Source organism: Cytobacillus sp. IB215665 (genome assembly GCF_033963835.1).
In the GTDB taxonomy this organism is placed as follows: Bacteria; Bacillota; Bacilli; order Bacillales; family SM2101; genus Nanhaiella.
Genome location: NZ_JAXBME010000005.1, coordinates 34,184 through 51,908, shown reverse-complemented (window position 1 = coordinate 51,908; position 17,725 = coordinate 34,184). Strand labels below are relative to the sequence as shown.

The 17,725-nt window shown below is 34.5% G+C and carries 20 protein-coding genes; 5 read left to right on the top strand and 15 right to left on the bottom strand.

The window, feature by feature from the left end:
• Positions 1-77: 77 nt before the first annotated feature.
• The 5 genes from SLH52_RS08520 to SLH52_RS08500 form a co-directional block, all read right to left on the bottom strand.
• Positions 78-281 (bottom strand): tautomerase family protein, encoded by a 204-nt coding sequence (locus tag SLH52_RS08520; RefSeq protein WP_214483971.1) that lies wholly within the window; start codon positions 279-281, stop codon positions 78-80.
• Between the two features lie 81 nt (positions 282-362).
• A complete protein-coding gene (locus tag SLH52_RS08515; RefSeq protein WP_320208844.1) occupies positions 363-740 on the bottom strand; it encodes a hypothetical protein in 378 nt (125 codons plus the stop codon).
• A 154-nt stretch (positions 741-894) separates the two neighbouring features.
• Positions 895-1,866 carry an alpha/beta hydrolase gene (locus tag SLH52_RS08510; RefSeq protein WP_320208843.1) on the bottom strand — a complete coding sequence of 324 codons (972 nt, stop codon included), beginning with the start codon at positions 1,864-1,866 and terminating at the stop codon, positions 895-897.
• Positions 1,867-1,957: 91 nt separating this feature from the next.
• Positions 1,958-2,740, bottom strand: a complete 783-nt coding sequence (locus tag SLH52_RS08505) for a TetR/AcrR family transcriptional regulator (RefSeq protein ID WP_320208842.1) — start codon at positions 2,738-2,740, stop codon at positions 1,958-1,960.
• A gap of 275 nt (positions 2,741-3,015) precedes the next feature.
• A complete protein-coding gene (locus tag SLH52_RS08500; RefSeq protein ID WP_320208841.1) occupies positions 3,016-4,422 on the bottom strand; it encodes a PLP-dependent aminotransferase family protein in 1,407 nt (468 codons plus the stop codon).
• A 109-nt stretch (positions 4,423-4,531) separates the two neighbouring features.
• Here SLH52_RS08500 and SLH52_RS08495 point away from each other — a divergent pair, with 109 nt between their 5' ends.
• Positions 4,532-5,098: a GNAT family protein gene (locus SLH52_RS08495; protein ID WP_320208840.1), complete on the top strand. Its 567-nt coding sequence runs from the start codon at positions 4,532-4,534 to the stop codon at positions 5,096-5,098.
• A 75-nt stretch (positions 5,099-5,173) separates the two neighbouring features.
• Here the strand turns inward: SLH52_RS08495 and SLH52_RS08490 are convergent, their stop codons facing one another.
• Entirely contained in the window at positions 5,174-5,641 is a 468-nt protein-coding gene (locus SLH52_RS08490; RefSeq protein ID WP_320208839.1) for a DinB family protein, read from the bottom strand.
• A gap of 329 nt (positions 5,642-5,970) precedes the next feature.
• Here SLH52_RS08490 and SLH52_RS08485 point away from each other — a divergent pair, with 329 nt between their 5' ends.
• Together SLH52_RS08485 and SLH52_RS08480 are read left to right on the top strand one after the other, a co-directional pair.
• Positions 5,971-6,351: a nuclear transport factor 2 family protein gene (locus SLH52_RS08485; protein WP_320208838.1), complete on the top strand. Its 381-nt coding sequence runs from the start codon at positions 5,971-5,973 to the stop codon at positions 6,349-6,351.
• A 465-nt stretch (positions 6,352-6,816) separates the two neighbouring features.
• Complete coding sequence (locus tag SLH52_RS08480) at positions 6,817-7,602, top strand: DUF817 domain-containing protein (RefSeq protein ID WP_320208837.1); 786 nt, start codon at positions 6,817-6,819, stop codon at positions 7,600-7,602.
• A gap of 118 nt (positions 7,603-7,720) precedes the next feature.
• Here the strand turns inward: SLH52_RS08480 and SLH52_RS08475 are convergent, their stop codons facing one another.
• On the bottom strand, positions 7,721-8,059 hold the full coding sequence (locus tag SLH52_RS08475) for a zinc ribbon domain-containing protein YjdM (RefSeq protein WP_320208836.1): 339 nt from the start codon (positions 8,057-8,059) through the stop codon (positions 7,721-7,723).
• A 628-nt stretch (positions 8,060-8,687) separates the two neighbouring features.
• Between SLH52_RS08475 and SLH52_RS08470 the strand changes: the two genes are divergently transcribed.
• Both SLH52_RS08470 and cyoE read left to right on the top strand, forming a co-directional pair.
• Positions 8,688-9,020 carry a cupin domain-containing protein gene (locus SLH52_RS08470; protein ID WP_320208835.1) on the top strand — a complete coding sequence of 111 codons (333 nt, stop codon included), beginning with the start codon at positions 8,688-8,690 and terminating at the stop codon, positions 9,018-9,020.
• A gap of 199 nt (positions 9,021-9,219) precedes the next feature.
• On the top strand, positions 9,220-10,137 hold the full coding sequence (gene cyoE / locus SLH52_RS08465; protein WP_320208834.1) for a heme o synthase: 918 nt from the start codon (positions 9,220-9,222) through the stop codon (positions 10,135-10,137).
• A gap of 269 nt (positions 10,138-10,406) precedes the next feature.
• On the opposite strand, the gene SLH52_RS08460 is transcribed toward cyoE, so the two are convergent.
• From SLH52_RS08460 to SLH52_RS08425, 8 genes are all read right to left on the bottom strand, one after another.
• Entirely contained in the window at positions 10,407-10,904 is a 498-nt protein-coding gene (locus SLH52_RS08460) for a DinB family protein (RefSeq protein WP_320208833.1), read from the bottom strand.
• Between the two features lie 124 nt (positions 10,905-11,028).
• On the bottom strand, positions 11,029-11,559 hold the full coding sequence (locus SLH52_RS08455) for a phosphotransferase (RefSeq protein WP_320209091.1): 531 nt from the start codon (positions 11,557-11,559) through the stop codon (positions 11,029-11,031).
• A complete protein-coding gene (locus SLH52_RS08450; protein WP_320208832.1) occupies positions 11,448-11,810 on the bottom strand; it encodes a hypothetical protein in 363 nt (120 codons plus the stop codon). The genes SLH52_RS08455 and SLH52_RS08450 overlap by 112 nt, the downstream gene beginning before the upstream one ends.
• Before the next feature lie 222 nt (positions 11,811-12,032).
• Positions 12,033-13,463, bottom strand: coding sequence for an Asp-tRNA(Asn)/Glu-tRNA(Gln) amidotransferase subunit GatB (gene gatB / locus SLH52_RS08445; RefSeq protein WP_320208831.1), 1,431 nt, complete (start codon positions 13,461-13,463; stop codon positions 12,033-12,035).
• Positions 13,464-13,477: 14 nt separating this feature from the next.
• Positions 13,478-14,935: an Asp-tRNA(Asn)/Glu-tRNA(Gln) amidotransferase subunit GatA gene (gene gatA / locus SLH52_RS08440; protein ID WP_320208830.1), complete on the bottom strand. Its 1,458-nt coding sequence runs from the start codon at positions 14,933-14,935 to the stop codon at positions 13,478-13,480.
• Between the two features lie 13 nt (positions 14,936-14,948).
• Entirely contained in the window at positions 14,949-15,239 is a 291-nt protein-coding gene (gene gatC, locus SLH52_RS08435; protein WP_320208829.1) for an Asp-tRNA(Asn)/Glu-tRNA(Gln) amidotransferase subunit GatC, read from the bottom strand.
• Between the two features lie 317 nt (positions 15,240-15,556).
• Positions 15,557-17,089, bottom strand: coding sequence for a M1 family metallopeptidase (locus SLH52_RS08430; RefSeq protein WP_320208828.1), 1,533 nt, complete (start codon positions 17,087-17,089; stop codon positions 15,557-15,559).
• 101 nt (positions 17,090-17,190) lie between these two features.
• Positions 17,191-17,715, bottom strand: coding sequence for a cysteine hydrolase family protein (locus SLH52_RS08425; RefSeq protein WP_320208827.1), 525 nt, complete (start codon positions 17,713-17,715; stop codon positions 17,191-17,193).
• Positions 17,716-17,725 lie beyond the last annotated feature (10 nt).

Sequence of the window (17,725 nt, the reverse complement as noted above, 5' to 3'; positions counted from 1 at the left end):
TCTCCCTAAATATTCATGAATAGCTTTTAATTAGGAAAAGTAAAAGTAATTAATACGAAAACAGCCTATTGAAATGATTACTGTGAAGTGTTTTTGCGATATTCGTCCGTTAAAACACCAGCAAATCCCCAGTTTTCATCTTCAATTTCTTGTATAACAATATGAGTGTGCTCTGGCTTTTTTCCTAATACACGACCGAGAGTTTCTGTAAAATCTTTAACGATTTGCTCTTTTTGTTCTCGACTTGCACCTTTTGTTATTTGAAGATTAATATAAGGCATTTCTTCACCCTCCATAAATACTATTAACGGCACCCAATGTAAACAGGTGACATTTTATTAATATCATTCAATAACTATTTTTCATTTCTTCAACTTCTTTTCAACATAGAATGCACCAATGATAAGGAGCACAAAAGCTCCTATAATAAATAAAGCTGGCGATGAAACACCCTTATGTTCCCCTCTTCTTACAGCTTTTTTATAAACCCCATCTTCAACTTGCACTGCAATGGCTTCATCTGTACTTATACCTTGAATAGCGTAATATTTCGTACCTTCCTTATAAGCATTCGAAAAATTACCTGAGTAAGATTCCATATCCGAATAACTAGTTACTTTACCTATTTTCCTACCTACATTCGTCACAACTTCATCAAGTACTTCATACGTATAACCTTTCCATACGACAAATTCATACCCCCACTCAGTTGCAAAAGAGCTGCTTGGTAATAGTAACATATGTGTAAAAAGAAAATATTAGAAGTTTAATAGTGTTTGTAAACTTGTATTTACACCCTCCTTCACGTCATTCTCTTACACTACCGACAATCTTATGAATTTATCATTACCAGATTAACATAAAATACCAAATGTTAGCTATTTTATGCGCGGATTATTCTATTGTATTATTGCGTTTTATATTTATTTCTGTAAAAAAAGTGCTAATATGATGTAAAACTAGCTTTGGATGTATATCTGGCATCATATGACCAGCATTTGGAATAAGCTTATATTGTGCGTGTGGAATATCTTTCATTAACCGCTGTCCTTGTTCCCTTGTAGTACTAAATGGATCATTTCCCCCAACCATTATGAGGAGTGGCGTTTTTATCTCTTTATATTTTTCACTTATCTTCTTTGATGTAATTGGAAACGCAAGTACATCTTCTCGATTGGCCCTAAAATTAACTGGGCGGAATGCTAAAGCATAAAACTCTTCTTTATAGCCTTCAGGCACACGTTCAGGTTTAAACGTCTCAGTAACCGTAGTATGAGCTAAGCCTTTCCCTATTGGTGACTTTAATAACGTATGTAAAAGCATTGATCCAAGCACAGGTGTCACTACTATTCTCGATAATAGATCAGGTTTTTCCGCAGGATAACCTTCTTTGTACATGACCGCCCCTAGTGTAACAAGCGCTGCCACACCTTTAGGAAACTGTAATGCATACGATAACGTCATCGTACCACTCCATGAATGTCCGACTAGTATAATAGGTTTCGTAATTCCCATGGCTTTAATTGCAGCATGAATCATTCTTGCTTGATCGTTTGGATTCATGTCAATACCTTGTGGTCTATCACTGTGTCCATACCCCGGTCTATCAAAGGCAATCGCTTGGTAGCCCTCTTCAGCAGCTAGCTTCACTATCTCTTCAAAATCCTGGCTCGAAAGTATGCCACCATGTAAAAAAACGATTGGCTGACCAGTACCCTCACAAATATAATGTAACTTCACTCCATCAACTGTTATAAAGTTCCCCCTGTGCGGAAACAACTTATCTGCCATGTTAAATCGAAATTTATTGAATACGAACAAAGCAACACATAACAAAGCTATACTGAGTAAAATAGTGAAAGCCATTTTATCCACCCCTTGTTAATTAATGATAAAGTTGATCAACAAACTTGTAAGTATGTTGATATTACTACTTGCTCATATCAATTGAATGAGCTTATTTTGTGTATTCAATTCCTCTCCACACGATTTTTGCTACTTCCTCTCCTATTGATCTAAGCGGTACAGACTCTGGAGAAACTAACCACATAAGAATCATGCCATTCATTATTGCGTGCAATGTAACAGCAAGTTTGTGAGGATCCAGATCATCATTCAACCGTTTTTGTTGCTGCATTTGTTGGATGATTTCAGTAGTTCCATTAAACAGCTGTGAGAAGGATTGATGTAACTTTTTATGGATTTCCTCATCTCTCCGTTTAGAAATAAATTCAAAAAATAATGTTGGCCTATGCCCTTGGTCATGCTCACATGACATAAATTGACTTTGTAGTAAATTTGATAATGCTTCCTGAGGATTATGTGAATAAAATACATCTTTTGACTGTTGAGGTAAGTGATATAAAAGCTGCTTTAGGCTTCTATCAATTAATGCTAAAAAAAGTTCACTCTTGCTTGTAAAATGCCAATATACAGCACCTTTTGTCATGTTTGCATGCTCAGCAACTTGATCCAAAGTCGCTCCGTCATACCCAAGTTGAGTAAATACTTCTTCAGCAGAATCTATAATTTTTGTTCGTGTATCCTTGAATGATTCATTGCTTACAGCTTGATACTCTAAAATTTTTATTCGGATATTTTCTTTACTTCCAATATTTCTTTTAACCGTAGTCCAATGTATATCTGCTTCTCTAGCAATGTCAGCATAAGTAACCTTGTCATAAGCTTTTTCAACTGAGATTTTCTTTATAGCTTCATTAATTCTATCTACTAAATTCACACGACCACCTCTATATACATATGTAACAAAAACAAACTTATGAGTATGTATTTATTATATTTTATATATTATGAAAATTCAATTATATTATAAACATCATTTCCATTTTAATTTTGGCTGTTTCTTTATTGATTGTTGCATTTCGTACTTAGATATAAGCACGTCAATACCTAGTGGTCGTGGTAACTTTTCTACTTTTAAAATTTATGAACCCTCATCTAGCTGTCCAGTTTTAGTAAAAATAGCAATAAAGTTTACGAAAGAGTGTTATTTTTTTACTTCAGCCAAACTTTACTGAGCAATTTAATACCTGGTTCAATATCATCTATGTCCATGCTAGCAAAACCTAAAATAAATTCCTTTCGTTCTTCTTTTGGTGATTGAAACCATGTGAATGTAGCTGAGGCAATATTTATACTTGCATGTTTTGCTAAATCAATAAGCTCTCTTTCCGTTTTTGCGCTATGAACCTTTATTAAGAGATGAAAGCCTGCATCTTCACCTAAGATAATTGCTTTTTCTCCAAAATGAGTTTGAATGGCATTTATTGCCTTGTCGTGTTTCTTTCTATAAATATTTCTCATTTTGGCAATATGTCTAGCTAAATAGCCTTCCTTTATAAAAACCTCTAGCGTTTTTTGGTGAATTGGCGAGGATGATTGCTCAAATAATAGCCGCTGCTGTATTAAGTGAAATGTAGAAACTAGTTTTTTTGGCAGCACCATATAGTTAATACAAAAGGCTGGGGCTAATACTTGCGAAAAACCACCTAAGTAAATTACATTTGTGTCATGTATTAATCCTTGTAATGAAGGTATCGGTCTTCCATGATAACGAAACTCACCATCGTAGTCATCTTCAATAATATAGCCATCATGTTGTTTTGCCCATTCTAGCAATTTGAGGCGTTTCGAGACAGGCATGATCATACCACGTGGATACTGATGTGAAGGTGAAACACAAACGATTCTTGACTTACTATCATATAAGTGCTGAAGGTTAATCCCATCTTTCTCTAATTCAATTGGTGAAATTTGAAAGCCTTGCTGCTTAAAAGTAGATCGAAATAAAATATATCCTGGGTTTTCTACTGCAACATTCACAGAGTACTCTTGCAAAATTTGACTAATAAAATTAAGTAGTACATATTGGTCTGCTGCTATAACAACCTGATCTGAAGAACATTGAACCCCTCTGTATTGATACAAATATTTTGCAATTTCATTTCTCAGCCCTTCTTCTCCTTGTGGATCTCCATAAAAAAGTAAATCCTTGTTTTCATGGCGCATAACCTGGTTAAAAAGTCTACGCCACGTTTGAAAAGGAAATGCATTAAAATCATTTTTCGATAAATGAAAATCATATTTATAGACTTGTTTTGGTGTATAACCTTTTACGTTTGCAGTATCAAAAAGATTAACTTGATTATCATATATTGTATTCGGTAGGCTTTTAACATAATATCCACTTTTCGGTTTACTAATTATGTAACCTTCATCTATAAGCTGATGATATGCAAGCTCTACTGGCGTCGTACTAATAGCAAGTAAATCTGCCATCTTTCTAATAGATGGAAGACGCGTATTTTCTGTAATAGTTTGACCGACAATTTCTTTCTTCATATATTCATATATCTGAACATAAAGAGGCATGTTACTGTTTTCATCTGGGAGCAGTATCATCTAATCATCCTTCTTCCACATCTGTCCTTTTCAATTATTATAAACTGCACATTTTTATATATACAATTTACTGATATACTCTTGCTAAATGAACAAGGAGGAATAGGCTATGACATCAAATCAACAGCTCCCAATTCGCTTTTTAACTGGACATAAAGTTTATTTACGCCCATTGGATGTAGAGGATAGTGAAATATATTTCAGCATGCTATATAACTCAGAAACAAGAAGACTAACTGGTACACAGAGGAGTTATACACGAAAAGAAATTAATAGCTATATTGAGAGCAAATCCGGAGATTCTTCATCAATTATTTTATTAATTGTACTAAATGCTTCAGATGACGTAATCGGTGACATCGCCTTACAGGATATTGATACTATTAACCGCAGTGCTAGCATACGCATTGCTATAGATGCTGATCAACATCAAGGTAAAGGTTATGGAAGTGAAGCAATTTCCTTAATGTTGGAATACGGATTCGGAGTATTAAACCTTCATCGTATTGAACTGGAGGTATTTTCTTTTAACAAACGAGCGTTACATGTTTATGAGAAATTGGGGTTTAAAAAAGAGGGTATACAACGTGAAAGACTATATTACGATCATCAATACCATGATGCTATTTTAATGAGTATGTTAGAGGATGAATATCGATTAAGTAAAAAAAATTAGCAAAATCAATCAAATATACTCTTTTATCGGGGTATATTTGATTGATTTATATAACCATCCTAATAGCTAGGATTTTCACAACGACATTGCTAAAAAATCTTCAATTTGTTTTTTATGATGTATATCATGATCTACCATGCTTGAAAGATAATCACATAGACTTAAATGCTCCTTACCTTTGCATGGTTGATTAAATTTTTCTACAGGGAAATGATTTATTATAGAAACCAATTCTTTACGAACTGAAATAAATTCATCTATTAAATCATTCTTTGAAATACCCGACCTAGCATAGTCAGAAGCTTTTTTATTCATACCTTCAACATCAACTTCTATTTTTGGGAAAGCTTCTCCTCTCACTAAATAAGACAGTCTATTCTCTATTAAAAACATATCCCATAATTTGAAATGAGAGATAATATCAGCTGTTGCCCAAGACCCCTTTTTAATAGGCTTGAGCCATAATTCATCACTCATATTATTTAACGACTGACTCCAGTCAGTTAACATTAATTTTCTTTCAATAATATAATCTTTACACATCTTATCCTCCTTAACACCTGCTTAGCATAGTTAAATCGAAATTACACGATCGTTTATGTCTATCAACTTCCAAGCCTATTTTTCCTACAGATAAATTGCATATCACCCTACTGCTTCGATGCACTAAGTTTTAATACCTGCATATTAACAAAATGATCATAGTCCTTTTTATTGACCATTCATTTTTATAGTAACCTCGGACACGATTGTTAGCTAGCATCAGTTGCACAAGGAAGTAGAGATTGACATATCATGTCGAACATTTATTAAAGGATTAGTAGTGTCTTTATTGAAATTTAATACGTATCATCTTATAAGGAGGGAATGCTATGGATACTATTCAAGAAGTATTAGACCAATATTATAAGTCTTGGAATGAGGGATTTAAAAGTAAAAATGGAGATGACATTAGAAAATATTTGTCAAAAAGTTTTATAGGGTTTTGGGGAAATTCAAACCTTAATCATCCCGAACAATATGACTACCATTATGATATTAATGCAGTCTTACAACAATATGATGAGAATACTGAAATGACATTGGAACCCCTTTCTATTACAGAACGTAATAATGGAGATGAACATATCATTTTAGGCACAAAGGTTAGCATAATAAATGGTTCACCTGCATATGCGAAATGCATGTTTATTTGGAGACGAGAAGAAAACAATTGGAAGTTACTTAGAGAATTCATTGAGATAGAGAAATAACATACAAGTTACTCCCTGCGCATCAATTTACGTTATTATTAATCACACACCTACGACATAACCATTACATAGAACGATTCGTAGCTCCATATAAGACTCTTTTCGTAAACTTTGGTGTTATTGTTATCATTACCATAAACAGTCGTCTTTATTGTTAGTCTTCGTTGTACAGTGGAAAAGCTGTCACGAACTCTTGTTGTACGAAAAACAACAATCAATGAGAAAACAGCCTTTAAAGAAAAAAATCGGGGCTGTTTCTTGTCGTTTTTGCATAGATAGTTAACTAGAAATTAACTTAACTTCACTAAATTGTTACTTAGTGTATCGTACTTTGCAGTCATCTATGCTACTATTACGATTAATAACCAGTATTAGTACATATAACCAATTATTACTATAGATTTTTTTTTCATTTCCACCCATACTTACAACTATATTACTAGGGTTTTATGAGGTGCTTTATATATGAAACATTTACGTAACTTTTTCTATTTTGGTTTTGAACAGGCACGGTCCTGCGTTTTTCCCGTTATTATTTTTCTTTCCCTTGCACTTACAAAATTTATTGAAGTTCCCTTTATTGCTCGATATGACCTTATACTGCTCATTTGCGTAATAGCTCAAATTTTATTAGTAATATTTAAGTATGAAACTGCAGATGAAGTTAAAGTTATTTTTGTTTTCCATTTAATTGGACTTGCTCTTGAGTTATATAAGGTTCATATGGGATCATGGTCTTACCCTGAGAACGCAGTTACAAAAATATATGGTGTTCCTCTGTACAGCGGGTTTATGTATGCAAGTGTAGCTAGTTATATGTGTCAGGCATGGAGAAGATTTGATTTAAAATTGAACAGTTGGCCTCCTTCATGGGTTGTAATCATTTTAGGAGCTGCAATCTATTTTAATTTTTACACACATCACTTCATCTTTGATGTTCGCTGGGTATTAAAGCTTACAATTCTCTTTGTTTTCCTTAAAACATTCGTGTCCTTTACGGTTAACAAAACAACTTATCAAATGCCGCTAGCACTTTCATTTATCCTAATTGGATTTTTTATTTGGATTGCGGAAAATATCGCCACCTTTTTTGGTGCATGGGCGTATCCGAATCAAGAGCAGACATGGGAAATTGTGCATATCGGCAAAATTAGCTCTTGGCTCCTTCTCGTTATTGTCAGCTTCATGATCGTTGCTGAGCTTAAACATGTAAAAAACAACAGGAAGCCGTCAAGTGAAATATCCATTTAAAGAGAAGAAAACTCCACTTGGAGCTTCCTTCTCTTTTTTAATAACTTGTCTCCATTTTTAACAACCATATCATATACCTGAATGTTTATGTAATGCTCAATATTGCTGCTGTGTGACACTATACCTTTTTAACAAACTCAGATTTTAATTTCATAGCCCCAAGGCCATCAATTTTACAATCAATATCATGATCTCCATCAACTAGACGAATGTTCTTTACTTTGGTCCCCATCTTTACGACTAATGAGCTACCTTTAACTTTAAGGTCTTTAATGACTGTTATAGAATCACCATTTTTCAAGACATTTCCATTCGAATCTTTAATTACCTTCTGATCTTCATTATTTTCGACGTCTCCCTCAGAACTCCACTCATGAGCACATTCTGGACACACTAGTAGAATCCCATCTTCGTACGTATATGGTGAATTACATTTTGGACAATTTGGCACGCTCATTTATTTTCCTCCATTCATTCTTATAAGTTGAACGATAGAAACTATATTATCATTTCTTATCGATCGCGTTAACATTGTATTACATTTACTAAGGCATTTTAACTTTGTTGATATGATATTAAAAATGGGGAGTATGATGACTTTTATGAGGGCACATAGATTTTAAAAATGAAAAAAATGCCACGAACGTTAGTTATAATCGTATTTAGCTCTATTACGACAAGCAACTATTACTAAGGCTTTTTTAACTTTGTTCTATTGTTATTAAAAATAAGCAGTATGATGAGTTTTAAGAGCGGATATAGATTTTAAAAATAGAAAAAATGCCATGACCGTTAATCATAATCGTATTTAGCTCTATTACGACAAGCAACAATTTATGCGAAAACAAGGATTACTAAGGCTTTTTTTCTTTGTTGATATTGTTATCAAATTAATACCATTTAGAAAACATCCTTTACCAAAATGTAGAATTCCCCATTTTATAACCCGAATAATAGCTATTCCCAAAAACAAGTTATCTTCAAATATTCGTTTTTTCATTTTAAATATAGATGTAATTGTAAAATACATTAATACATTATAGAATATTCAGAATAATAAATGATTAATAAGGAGCTGATTCGTAATGAAGAATATATTTAACCTACAAGAGTTGATTAATAAATTCAAAGGCTCAGAACACTCATATAATGAGTTTTTTAATACCTCTTCAATGAGTGTAGGTATATATGAGCTAAAAGCTGGTGAGATTGATACTCAACAACCACATACAGAGGATGAGCTTTATTTTATCATAAGTGGTGAATCACAAATGTTCGTCGGGGAGAATCACTTTACAGTTAAGGACGGATCTTTTGTATTTGTAGAGAAAAATGTGAAACATCAATTTTATGACATAAAAAAAGACCTTACCATCATCGTAATTTTTTCACCAGCAGAGTACACTCTTGCAAAATGACAACATTGCATAACATAACCATTTTTTCAAATAGATAAGTTATAACTCCCTTCTCTTGACAAACATACCAATTAGTTTGTAAATTCAATATGAAATGTAAAATGTAAGCTTTTAATTTTGTAGATCCACATCAATCATGTTATTCTCGAGTATAGTAATAAACGTTCAGATCATCTAGTTCAAAGAGAAGAGGGTCATCATGAATAAGGAAGAAAACTTAACAATGTCAAAGCGTACATTATCGCAAATTTTAGCGCAAACTGTTAAGACTGGGATCATTAAATCCAATCTGTTCCCTATGTTTGCGGGGTTGACATTGGCTTTATATACGTATCAATTGAGTCTCATTGAGAAAATACCAGAAATAATTTATGCTACCATCGGTTCTATTTTAGTAATGGGTGCGGCTGGAGCTTTTAATAATTTGTATGACAGAGATATTGATTCAATAATGGAAAGAACAAAAAACAGACCCACTGTGACAGGAGAAATACAGCCTAAGAACGTTCTATGGCTAGGTAGCTTCATGTCCATCATTGGAATAATAATATTATCATTAGCGACTCCTTTAGCAGCACTTCTCGGGTTTTTGGGCTTATTTTTTTATGTTGTCCCCTATACGATGTGGAGCAAAAGAAGAACAATTTACAATACAGAGATTGGAAGTATTTCTGGGGCAATGCCCCCACTCATAGGTTGGGCTGCTATTTATCCAGACATTACACACCCTGCCATTCTCGGCCTTTTTGTCATTACAGTTATTTGGCAAATGCCTCACTTCTATGCTATTGCTATACGGAAACACAGTGAATATAAAGCTGCAAATGTTCCAATGCTTCCAGTAATCAAAGGAGTTAAAAGAACGTATATACAAACAAATGTCTACTTAGTTGTATTAATTTTAATTAGTTTTCTTTTCGTATCTTTAAGCACCGGGTTAATGCTCGTAGCACTTCTGTTAAGTATTTCATGGCTTGTTTTAAGTATTTATGGTTATAAAAGAATGGATTCAGAAAAATGGGCAAAGTCAATGTTTATATTTTCTCTTTTCCATATGACTATTTTATTTTCAACTGTAATCATCTATTCTCTCATGGGCATTTTGTTTGACTTGTAAAACATATATTGAAGATGGCATTAGTAACTTTCAAATCATTTACATTCCTAGATCCAATGAAAACAGCTATTCTTTATGCAGCTAGTGGTTATGTATCAGTTTCGACATTTTGGGACTCTTACCATTTTTATGGAGATACTGATTTTAGACCTACTATCACAAAGCTTAGCTGTTTTTCGCCCTTGTAAATTTCTTTATTTTCCATTATTACGCAGCTACCTTAACAAAAGATGCTGTCAGCAAATGGGAACAGCTTAAAATTTAAGAATTTAGTTGACTCCAGCTGATGAATCCCATACCCCTTGTATCTTTCGTATTTGAACAATTTGGCCAATATGATATGCATTATGAGTATTGAAGTTAGCAATCATCGAAGACCATGATGTACCAGACTCAATATGCGCAATGCTATAAAGTTTATCTTGATCACTTTCTTTCACCACAGCTATCCATTCAGACATGATGTTACAAAGATGAGATACTGCAGCTGCCCATTCTTCGTTAGAATCATTCACCTTAGACAAATCAAATGTATCTTCATTAACGACTTTACCTTTAGGTAGTGGAGCCCCCTTAAAAAACTTCAAATATCGCTCATTCCAAAAAGTTAAATGGTTAACTATTTCCCATATGGAGTTGCTGTCCCATTCTTTCCACATAGCCTGATCCGCTGAAACCCCTTTAAGGGCAACAGTAAGTGGTACAAACCAATTCTTTTGCTCATGACAAGTTATCATTTGTTCTAATAAAACTTCTTTTTGATCCAATTTAATCGTAGCCTCCTTTAAAGGACTATTTGATAATACATTCTATTATCTTCAAGCAGGTTTCATGTTTATCAAATATACAAAAAATATAACTAAGCTACCTAATATATCATTATTAATCTCTTTAACGAACGCTATTATACCAACTAGGAATCTCTCTTTTGAAATCGTCCCATTCATCTAGCGTTCTAAGTGTATGGCGCATAAATTTATCCTTTTGATCTAAAGCAACCATATGTCCCCATACTTCAGCAGAAATAATATGTATTGCTGCATATAGGCGATGAAGTTGCCAAAATAATGTTGGCACACCATCCTGATGATAGCCACCGATGATACCACAAGCATATGCTTGACTAATAGGTGTTGTGAAATACTCCATTTTATAAAATTCATGATAAGGGTCAGCAATAGTGATTTTCTGCAAATCAATCATACCAACAAGCTTTTTGTGCTTAACGATTATATTTGCAGGGTGTAGATCGTAATGTTGAATAGCAACAGGACGATTATTCATTAATGCAAGATTACCATTAATAAAATCTAACACGTAGAGATGCCTCGATGAATCATGAAAAATCTCTTTATATTGTGGTGAAAGTCGTTCAACACGTTTTGTCCAAAGCTCATCCCAACATACTGAAGGCTCAGCAATAGGTACAGCATGTAATTTGTAAGCAACTTTCCCACTTCCTTACCAAGTTCATACTGCTCATCATCTGTTAACTTATCCATCACCAATTCTGCATTTTCACCATCTAAATAATCAACAATCATATAAGGTATTTCTTCCCATACACCTACATCATATACATTTGAAACTTGGCACCCAGATTCATAAGATTGCTGGATTAAATTAGCTTGCCAAGTCAAAGTTTCTATATTGCTCTTAGGATAGAATCTCAATAAATAACACTCATCAACATTCCATTTGTCATCTTCAGAAAAGCCTTCATGAATTAATTTTCATTTTTAGCATCTTTTAGAAATGGAATCGTATTAAACTTCAACTGATCCTCCCCCTTGATCATGTAAAATACTTTATAAAAAATACATATTTTACCAAATTAATTCTACTATAACAAAACAACACTCTTCAAGCATAAGTTGAAGAGTGTTTGTAATATCTTATTTCTTTTTTATTTCTTCCATCAATAATTTGTTGACCATTGGTGGATTCGCTTGACCTTTTGTTTTTTTCATAATTTGTCCAACTAAGAAGCCAATGGCTTTTTCTTTCCCGCTTTTGAAGTCCTCAACTGATTGTGGATTTGCATCAAGCACTTCAACAACAATAGGAGTAAGCTGTGCTGGATCAGAGATTTGAACGAGGCCCTTTTCTTTAACGATTTTCTCGGCGTCTCCACCCTTTTCGATAAGCTCTTTAACGACTTTTTTAGCAATTTTAGATGAAATTGTACCGTTTTCTATTAGTTTGATCATGCTTGCTAACCCCTCGGGTGAAATGGCTATATCCGAAATTTCTTGCTGATTAGCATTTAAATAGGCGGAGATTTCACCCATCACCCAGTTTGAAGCAAGCTTAGCGTCTGAGCCGTGGTTAACGGTAGCTTCGAAAAAGTCAGACATTTCCTTAGTTAGTGTAAGTACTTGTGCATCATAGGCAGGTAACCCAAGTTCTTCTACATACCTTTGTTGCCTTTGGTCTGGGAGCTCTGGAATTTCAGACCGTACGCGTTCCTTCCATTCGTCATCAATATGTAAAGCAACTAAATCTGGTTCAGGAAAATAACGATAGTCATCAGAACCCTCTTTGACGCGCATGAGCAACGTCTTTTTACTTGCTTCATCATATCTACGTGTTTCTTGCTCAATAATTCCACCGGAACGTAAAACTGCTTCTTGGCGTCTTTCTTCAAATTCAAGACCCTTTTGAACAAAAGCAAATGAGTTTAAGTTTTTCAGTTCTGTCTTCGTACCAAATTCTTTCTGCCCAATAGGTCTCAAAGAAATATTAGCATCACAGCGGAGTGAGCCTTCTTCCATTTTACAATCTGACACTCCAGTAAATTGAATAATTGATTTTAGCTTTTCTAAATATGCATATGCTTCCTCAGGTGTACGAATATCTGGTTCTGAAACTATCTCTACAAGTGGCGTTCCTTGACGGTTAAAATCAACTAATGAATAGCCACCCCCAGAGTGAGTTAATTTTCCTGCATCTTCTTCTAAATGCAAGCGGGTAATGCCAATCTTTTTCTTTTGACCGTTTACTTCTATTTCAATCCAACCGTTTTCTCCTATTGGTTTGTCAAATTGAGAGATTTGGTAAGCCTTTGGATTATCCGGATAAAAATAATTTTTACGATCAAATTTAGTATGTGTTGCTACTTCACAATTTAGTGCCATGGCTGCCTTCATTCCAAATTCGACTGCCTGCTTATTCAACACAGGTAGCACACCCGGGTAACCAAGGTCAATTACACTCGTTTGCGTATTTGGGGGTGCACCAAAATCAGTCGGACTACTTGAAAAGATTTTTGATTTTGTTTTTAGTTCTACGTGGACTTCAAGCCCTATTACCGTTTCAAAGTTCATCTTCTTCTCACCCCTTACAATACTGGTTTTGCTTTATGATGGTCAGTTGCTTGTTCAAATGCATGTGCAACACGATAAATCGTTGCTTCATCAAAGTGTTTGCCGATTATTTGTAAGCCTAGCGGAAGCCCGTTTGAGAGTCCACATGGAACTGAAATACCTGGTACTCCAGCAAGGTTCACTGGAATTGTGAGAATATCATTGGCATACATCGTTAATGGATCCTCAATATTTTCGCCTATTTTAAATGCCGGTGTTGGCGTTGTTGGGCCTATAATCACATCATATTTTTCAAACACATCTTCAAAATCTTTTTTAATTAATGTCCGAACTTGCTGCGCTTTTTTATAATATGCGTCATAATATCCTGAGCTTAGTGCAAACGTACCGAGCATGATCCGTCGCTTTACTTCTTCGCCAAAACCTTCGCTTCGGGTTTGCTTGTACATGTCGATTAAGCTTTCAGCATTATCCGTTCTGTAACCATAACGTACCCCATCAAAGCGTGCAAGATTAGCCGAAGCCTCTGAAGACGAAAGTAAGTAATACGTGGCTAATGCATATTTTGAATGTGGAAGTGAGACTTCTTCCCATGTAGCACCTAAGCCTTCAAGAACTTTTAGCGCTTCGAGAACTGACTTACGAACATCTTCAGATACTCCTTCACCAATATATTCAGTTGGTACAGCAATTTTCAACCCTTTTACATCTCCAGTTAAGGAAGATATCAAATCTGGCACTTCAACGTTAGCGGAAGTAGTATCCATTTGATCATGCCCTGCAATTGCTTGTAATAAATAAGCGTTATCCTCTACATTACGTGTAATTGGTCCGATCTGATCCAATGATGATGCGAAAGCTACTAAGCCAAAGCGAGACACCCTACCATATGTAGGTTTAAATCCAACAACTCCACAAAATGCTGCTGGCTGACGTATTGACCCTCCCGTATCAGAACCAAGTGAAAATAGTACTTCACCTGCTGCAACTGCAGTTGCTGAGCCACCGCTTGAACCTCCAGGTACATGGTCAGTATTCCACGGGTTTCTTGTTACATGAAAACCAGAATTCTCATTTGAAGATCCCATCGCAAATTCATCCATATTTAACTTACCAATTGTAACTGTTTCAGCATCATATAACCTTTTAACAACAGTAGCATCATAAATCGGATCAAAGTTTTCTAGGATTTTACTCGCGCATGTAGTACGAAGATTTTTTGTGACGATGTTATCCTTAAGTCCTATTGGAAGTCCGAATAAAAGTCCATATTCATCTTTATTCCCAATCGCCTCATCTAATTGTTTCGCATATGCACGTGCATTTTCTTCATTTAACGTTAAAAAGGAATTGACTTTATCTTCAACCTCGTTAATTCGTTTATACGACTCATCAACAAGATCTGTTACAGTAATATCTTTTTTGTGTAAAAGTTTATGTAATTCTGATACTTTATGATCAAATAATGACATGCCTCGCCCCTCCTTATTCTATAATTGATGGCACACGTATTTGTCCACCTTTGTGGTCAGGCGCATTTTTTAACACCTCATCGATAGGTAAGCCTTCTTTTGCAACATCTTCTCGTAAAACATTCGTCATGTTTAACACGTGAGAAGTTGGTTCAATATTTGTTGTATCAAGTTCATTTAACTCTTCAGCAAAAGAGATAATTGCATCAAGCTGATTCGTAAACTTCGCTGCTTCCTCTTCTGTAATCGCTAATCGTGCTAAGTTTGCTACGTGCTTCACTTGATCGACTGAAATCCTTGACATATAAAGTCACCTCCATTGGTTGTTCGACCGTTCACAATATACTGATAATATCAAATTTTAGCCCATTAAAGCAATAGAAGTATACAATTCCAGTCAAAATAATCACTTCTCTCTACCTTAATCAATAAGAAAGTTGTGCTATTGAGACTAATTTAGGACAGCAACGACTAAATTTATGCAATTGATCTCCATTTAAATGAGCATAGAAGCCACGAACGCTTCGTTTATATGTTTATTTTAGTAGTAAAAGCAACAAATCAATGCCAAAACAACCATAAAAAAACACGGAATCTCATCATATAGATTCCGTGTTAAGCTTAAAACTCTAGCCAGTTAGCTAAAAAATCACTATAATCCTTCTGAAAATAAGCATTAAAAAATGAAACAAATTTTGTAGTCGTAACATATTCGTATTGGAACTCCGTATAATATGCTGATAAAAACTTAACAGCTTCTTCATACCCTCCGTTTGTTTGGAAGAACGCCCATAACTCAAGGGGCACTTTCCCATATAGTGTTCCCGTATAACTATTAGTAAATTCATCTAAACTTATATTAACTTTATCTTCGGTTTCATTTAATGATGATACCCGTTTTGCAAATTCAAAACTAATGTCTTCATCTTTTGTTTGCTCATAAAAATATACAGTCGTTGCAAATTCCGTCATTCCTTCATCTAACCATGCATCATGATAAGGATCATTTGTAACGAGATAATAAAACCATTGATGTGCAATCTCGTGAATAATTGTATGTAATGATTGTTCACGTAGCGCATCAGACACTTCCACTACATTTGGATATTCCATCCCACCATCGTTACCAATCAAATCTAATTCTTCAAATGGATAATCACCAATGTTCTTTTCAAAATAATTAAAGCCTTTTTCAGCTTCTTTCATACCTTCTTGTAAGAGGTCATCAGCATCAACAGGTACAAATAAGCGTAAATTGGTATCATTTACCTTAATTGAAGTTGTTAGCCATTCATTAGGCTCTAATATGCCTATATAAAAATCTTTTATTTTTTCTCCATGAAGCGTTCCTGAGGTAGAAGGTATTGCTTCACCATCTGGTGCAGAGCTTACAACGAAGTATTCCTTTGGTAACTTATAAGAAATCGTGTAATTCCCGTATGGGGTATGATAAGATTCTCCTCTCGCCATATAATTCTCAATATTCCAGCCTTCTTGATAGTGAGCTATCATTGGATACCAATGTGCTAAATAATAATTGCCGTTTTTTTGAGAGAGGCGAAGGCCCTTTTCTGGTATTTCTAGTGTGTAGTCTATAGAAATAGTTGAAGTTAGTCCCGAGTTTATTTCTTCATTTAGCTGAATAAACAAATTATTATTATGTAAGTCATACGTAGCCTCTTGTCCATTTTGATCCACTGACAAGATTGAAACTTCCGCTTTGCCCTCTATGAATTCTGGTTTATTTTCTTCGATAAAGGCATTGGGAACTAAATAAAAGGCTACATCGTGCCAAACATCATCTGAAAGATTTTCCACATCAATTGTTGATGATATATGAAAAACACCTTGATCATCTAAAGTTAACGAAATGTCGTAATCAGCTGAAGCACCCGGCAAAGGTGCAAGCACATTATATGTTGGCTCCTCAACTTCTTCAACCTGCTCATTTTGATTGTCAGCTTCTTCTATTTGCTCTTCTTGGGTGTCAACTTCTTCTACTATCTCGCTTTCTATGTTATTTTCATTCATAGGTTCATCGTTATTCATTGTTGTCTCTGCTGTTTCTCGATCATATAAAAATGCTCCTATTGCTATAACTATAATGATAACTATAAAAATAGGTACTAAACTGGTTAATTTTCTTTTTGTCATGTTTATCCCCTTCCTAATTTATATACAATTCGACACAAAATTGTAAAATCCTTCAAATTTTATAAAGTGCATTAAAAAAGAACTTAGATGATTTCTAAGTTCTAAGAAAAATGAATCTCTTTTGCACTTGCTATTTTTGTAAACCCTTGTAATACACCATTGTGATGATCAATAATTTGTTGAGCTGTTAAACCATTCGATCCCCAAGTACTATGCCCATCAGAAACTAACGTAATATCAAACCCCATACTAAAAGCTCGTCGACAAGTTGTGTCTACACAAATATCGGATTGTATTCCTCCAATAACAAGATGATTTATTTTATTTTCCGCTAGTTTTTCAGCTAAGTTTGTATGAAAGAATGAATCTGGTGTAGTTTTTTGAATGATTTCATCACTAGCCATCGGCTCTATTGCTGAATGGATTTCCCAACCTTGTGTTCCTAATTCCAACGGATGTCCTTCACGTCCATTATGTTGGATGTAAATGATTGGTACAGATTTCGATCTAGCTTTTAAAATTAGTTGTTTCAATGTTTTTAATAGACATGAGGCTTTGTAAACTGGGTCTTTTTCAGAAAACATACCATTTTGTACATCAATGATAAGTAAGGCTGTGTTGTTCATTTTTTAACCT

Coding starts and splice junctions, on each gene's coding strand:
- SLH52_RS08500 (WP_320208841.1), bottom strand. CDS start 4,422: ATGATACTGCTCCCAGATGAAAACAGTAACATGCCTCTTTATGTTCAG.
- gatA (WP_320208830.1), bottom strand. CDS start 14,935: ATGTCATTATTTGATCATAAAGTATCAGAATTACATAAACTTTTACAC.
- SLH52_RS08480 (WP_320208837.1), top strand. CDS start 6,817: ATGAAACATTTACGTAACTTTTTCTATTTTGGTTTTGAACAGGCACGG.
- SLH52_RS08495 (WP_320208840.1), top strand. CDS start 4,532: ATGACATCAAATCAACAGCTCCCAATTCGCTTTTTAACTGGACATAAA.
- SLH52_RS08515 (WP_320208844.1), bottom strand. CDS start 740: ATGTTACTATTACCAAGCAGCTCTTTTGCAACTGAGTGGGGGTATGAA.
- gatB (WP_320208831.1), bottom strand. CDS start 13,463: ATGAACTTTGAAACGGTAATAGGGCTTGAAGTCCACGTAGAACTAAAA.
- SLH52_RS08520 (WP_214483971.1), bottom strand. CDS start 281: ATGCCTTATATTAATCTTCAAATAACAAAAGGTGCAAGTCGAGAACAA.
- SLH52_RS08425 (WP_320208827.1), bottom strand. CDS start 17,715: ATGAACAACACAGCCTTACTTATCATTGATGTACAAAATGGTATGTTT.
- gatC (WP_320208829.1), bottom strand. CDS start 15,239: ATGTCAAGGATTTCAGTCGATCAAGTGAAGCACGTAGCAAACTTAGCA.
- SLH52_RS08485 (WP_320208838.1), top strand. CDS start 5,971: ATGGATACTATTCAAGAAGTATTAGACCAATATTATAAGTCTTGGAAT.
- SLH52_RS08490 (WP_320208839.1), bottom strand. CDS start 5,641: ATGTGTAAAGATTATATTATTGAAAGAAAATTAATGTTAACTGACTGG.
- SLH52_RS08470 (WP_320208835.1), top strand. CDS start 8,688: ATGAAGAATATATTTAACCTACAAGAGTTGATTAATAAATTCAAAGGC.
- SLH52_RS08475 (WP_320208836.1), bottom strand. CDS start 8,059: ATGAGCGTGCCAAATTGTCCAAAATGTAATTCACCATATACGTACGAA.
- SLH52_RS08510 (WP_320208843.1), bottom strand. CDS start 1,866: ATGGCTTTCACTATTTTACTCAGTATAGCTTTGTTATGTGTTGCTTTG.
- SLH52_RS08430 (WP_320208828.1), bottom strand. CDS start 17,089: ATGACAAAAAGAAAATTAACCAGTTTAGTACCTATTTTTATAGTTATC.
- cyoE (WP_320208834.1), top strand. CDS start 9,220: ATGAATAAGGAAGAAAACTTAACAATGTCAAAGCGTACATTATCGCAA.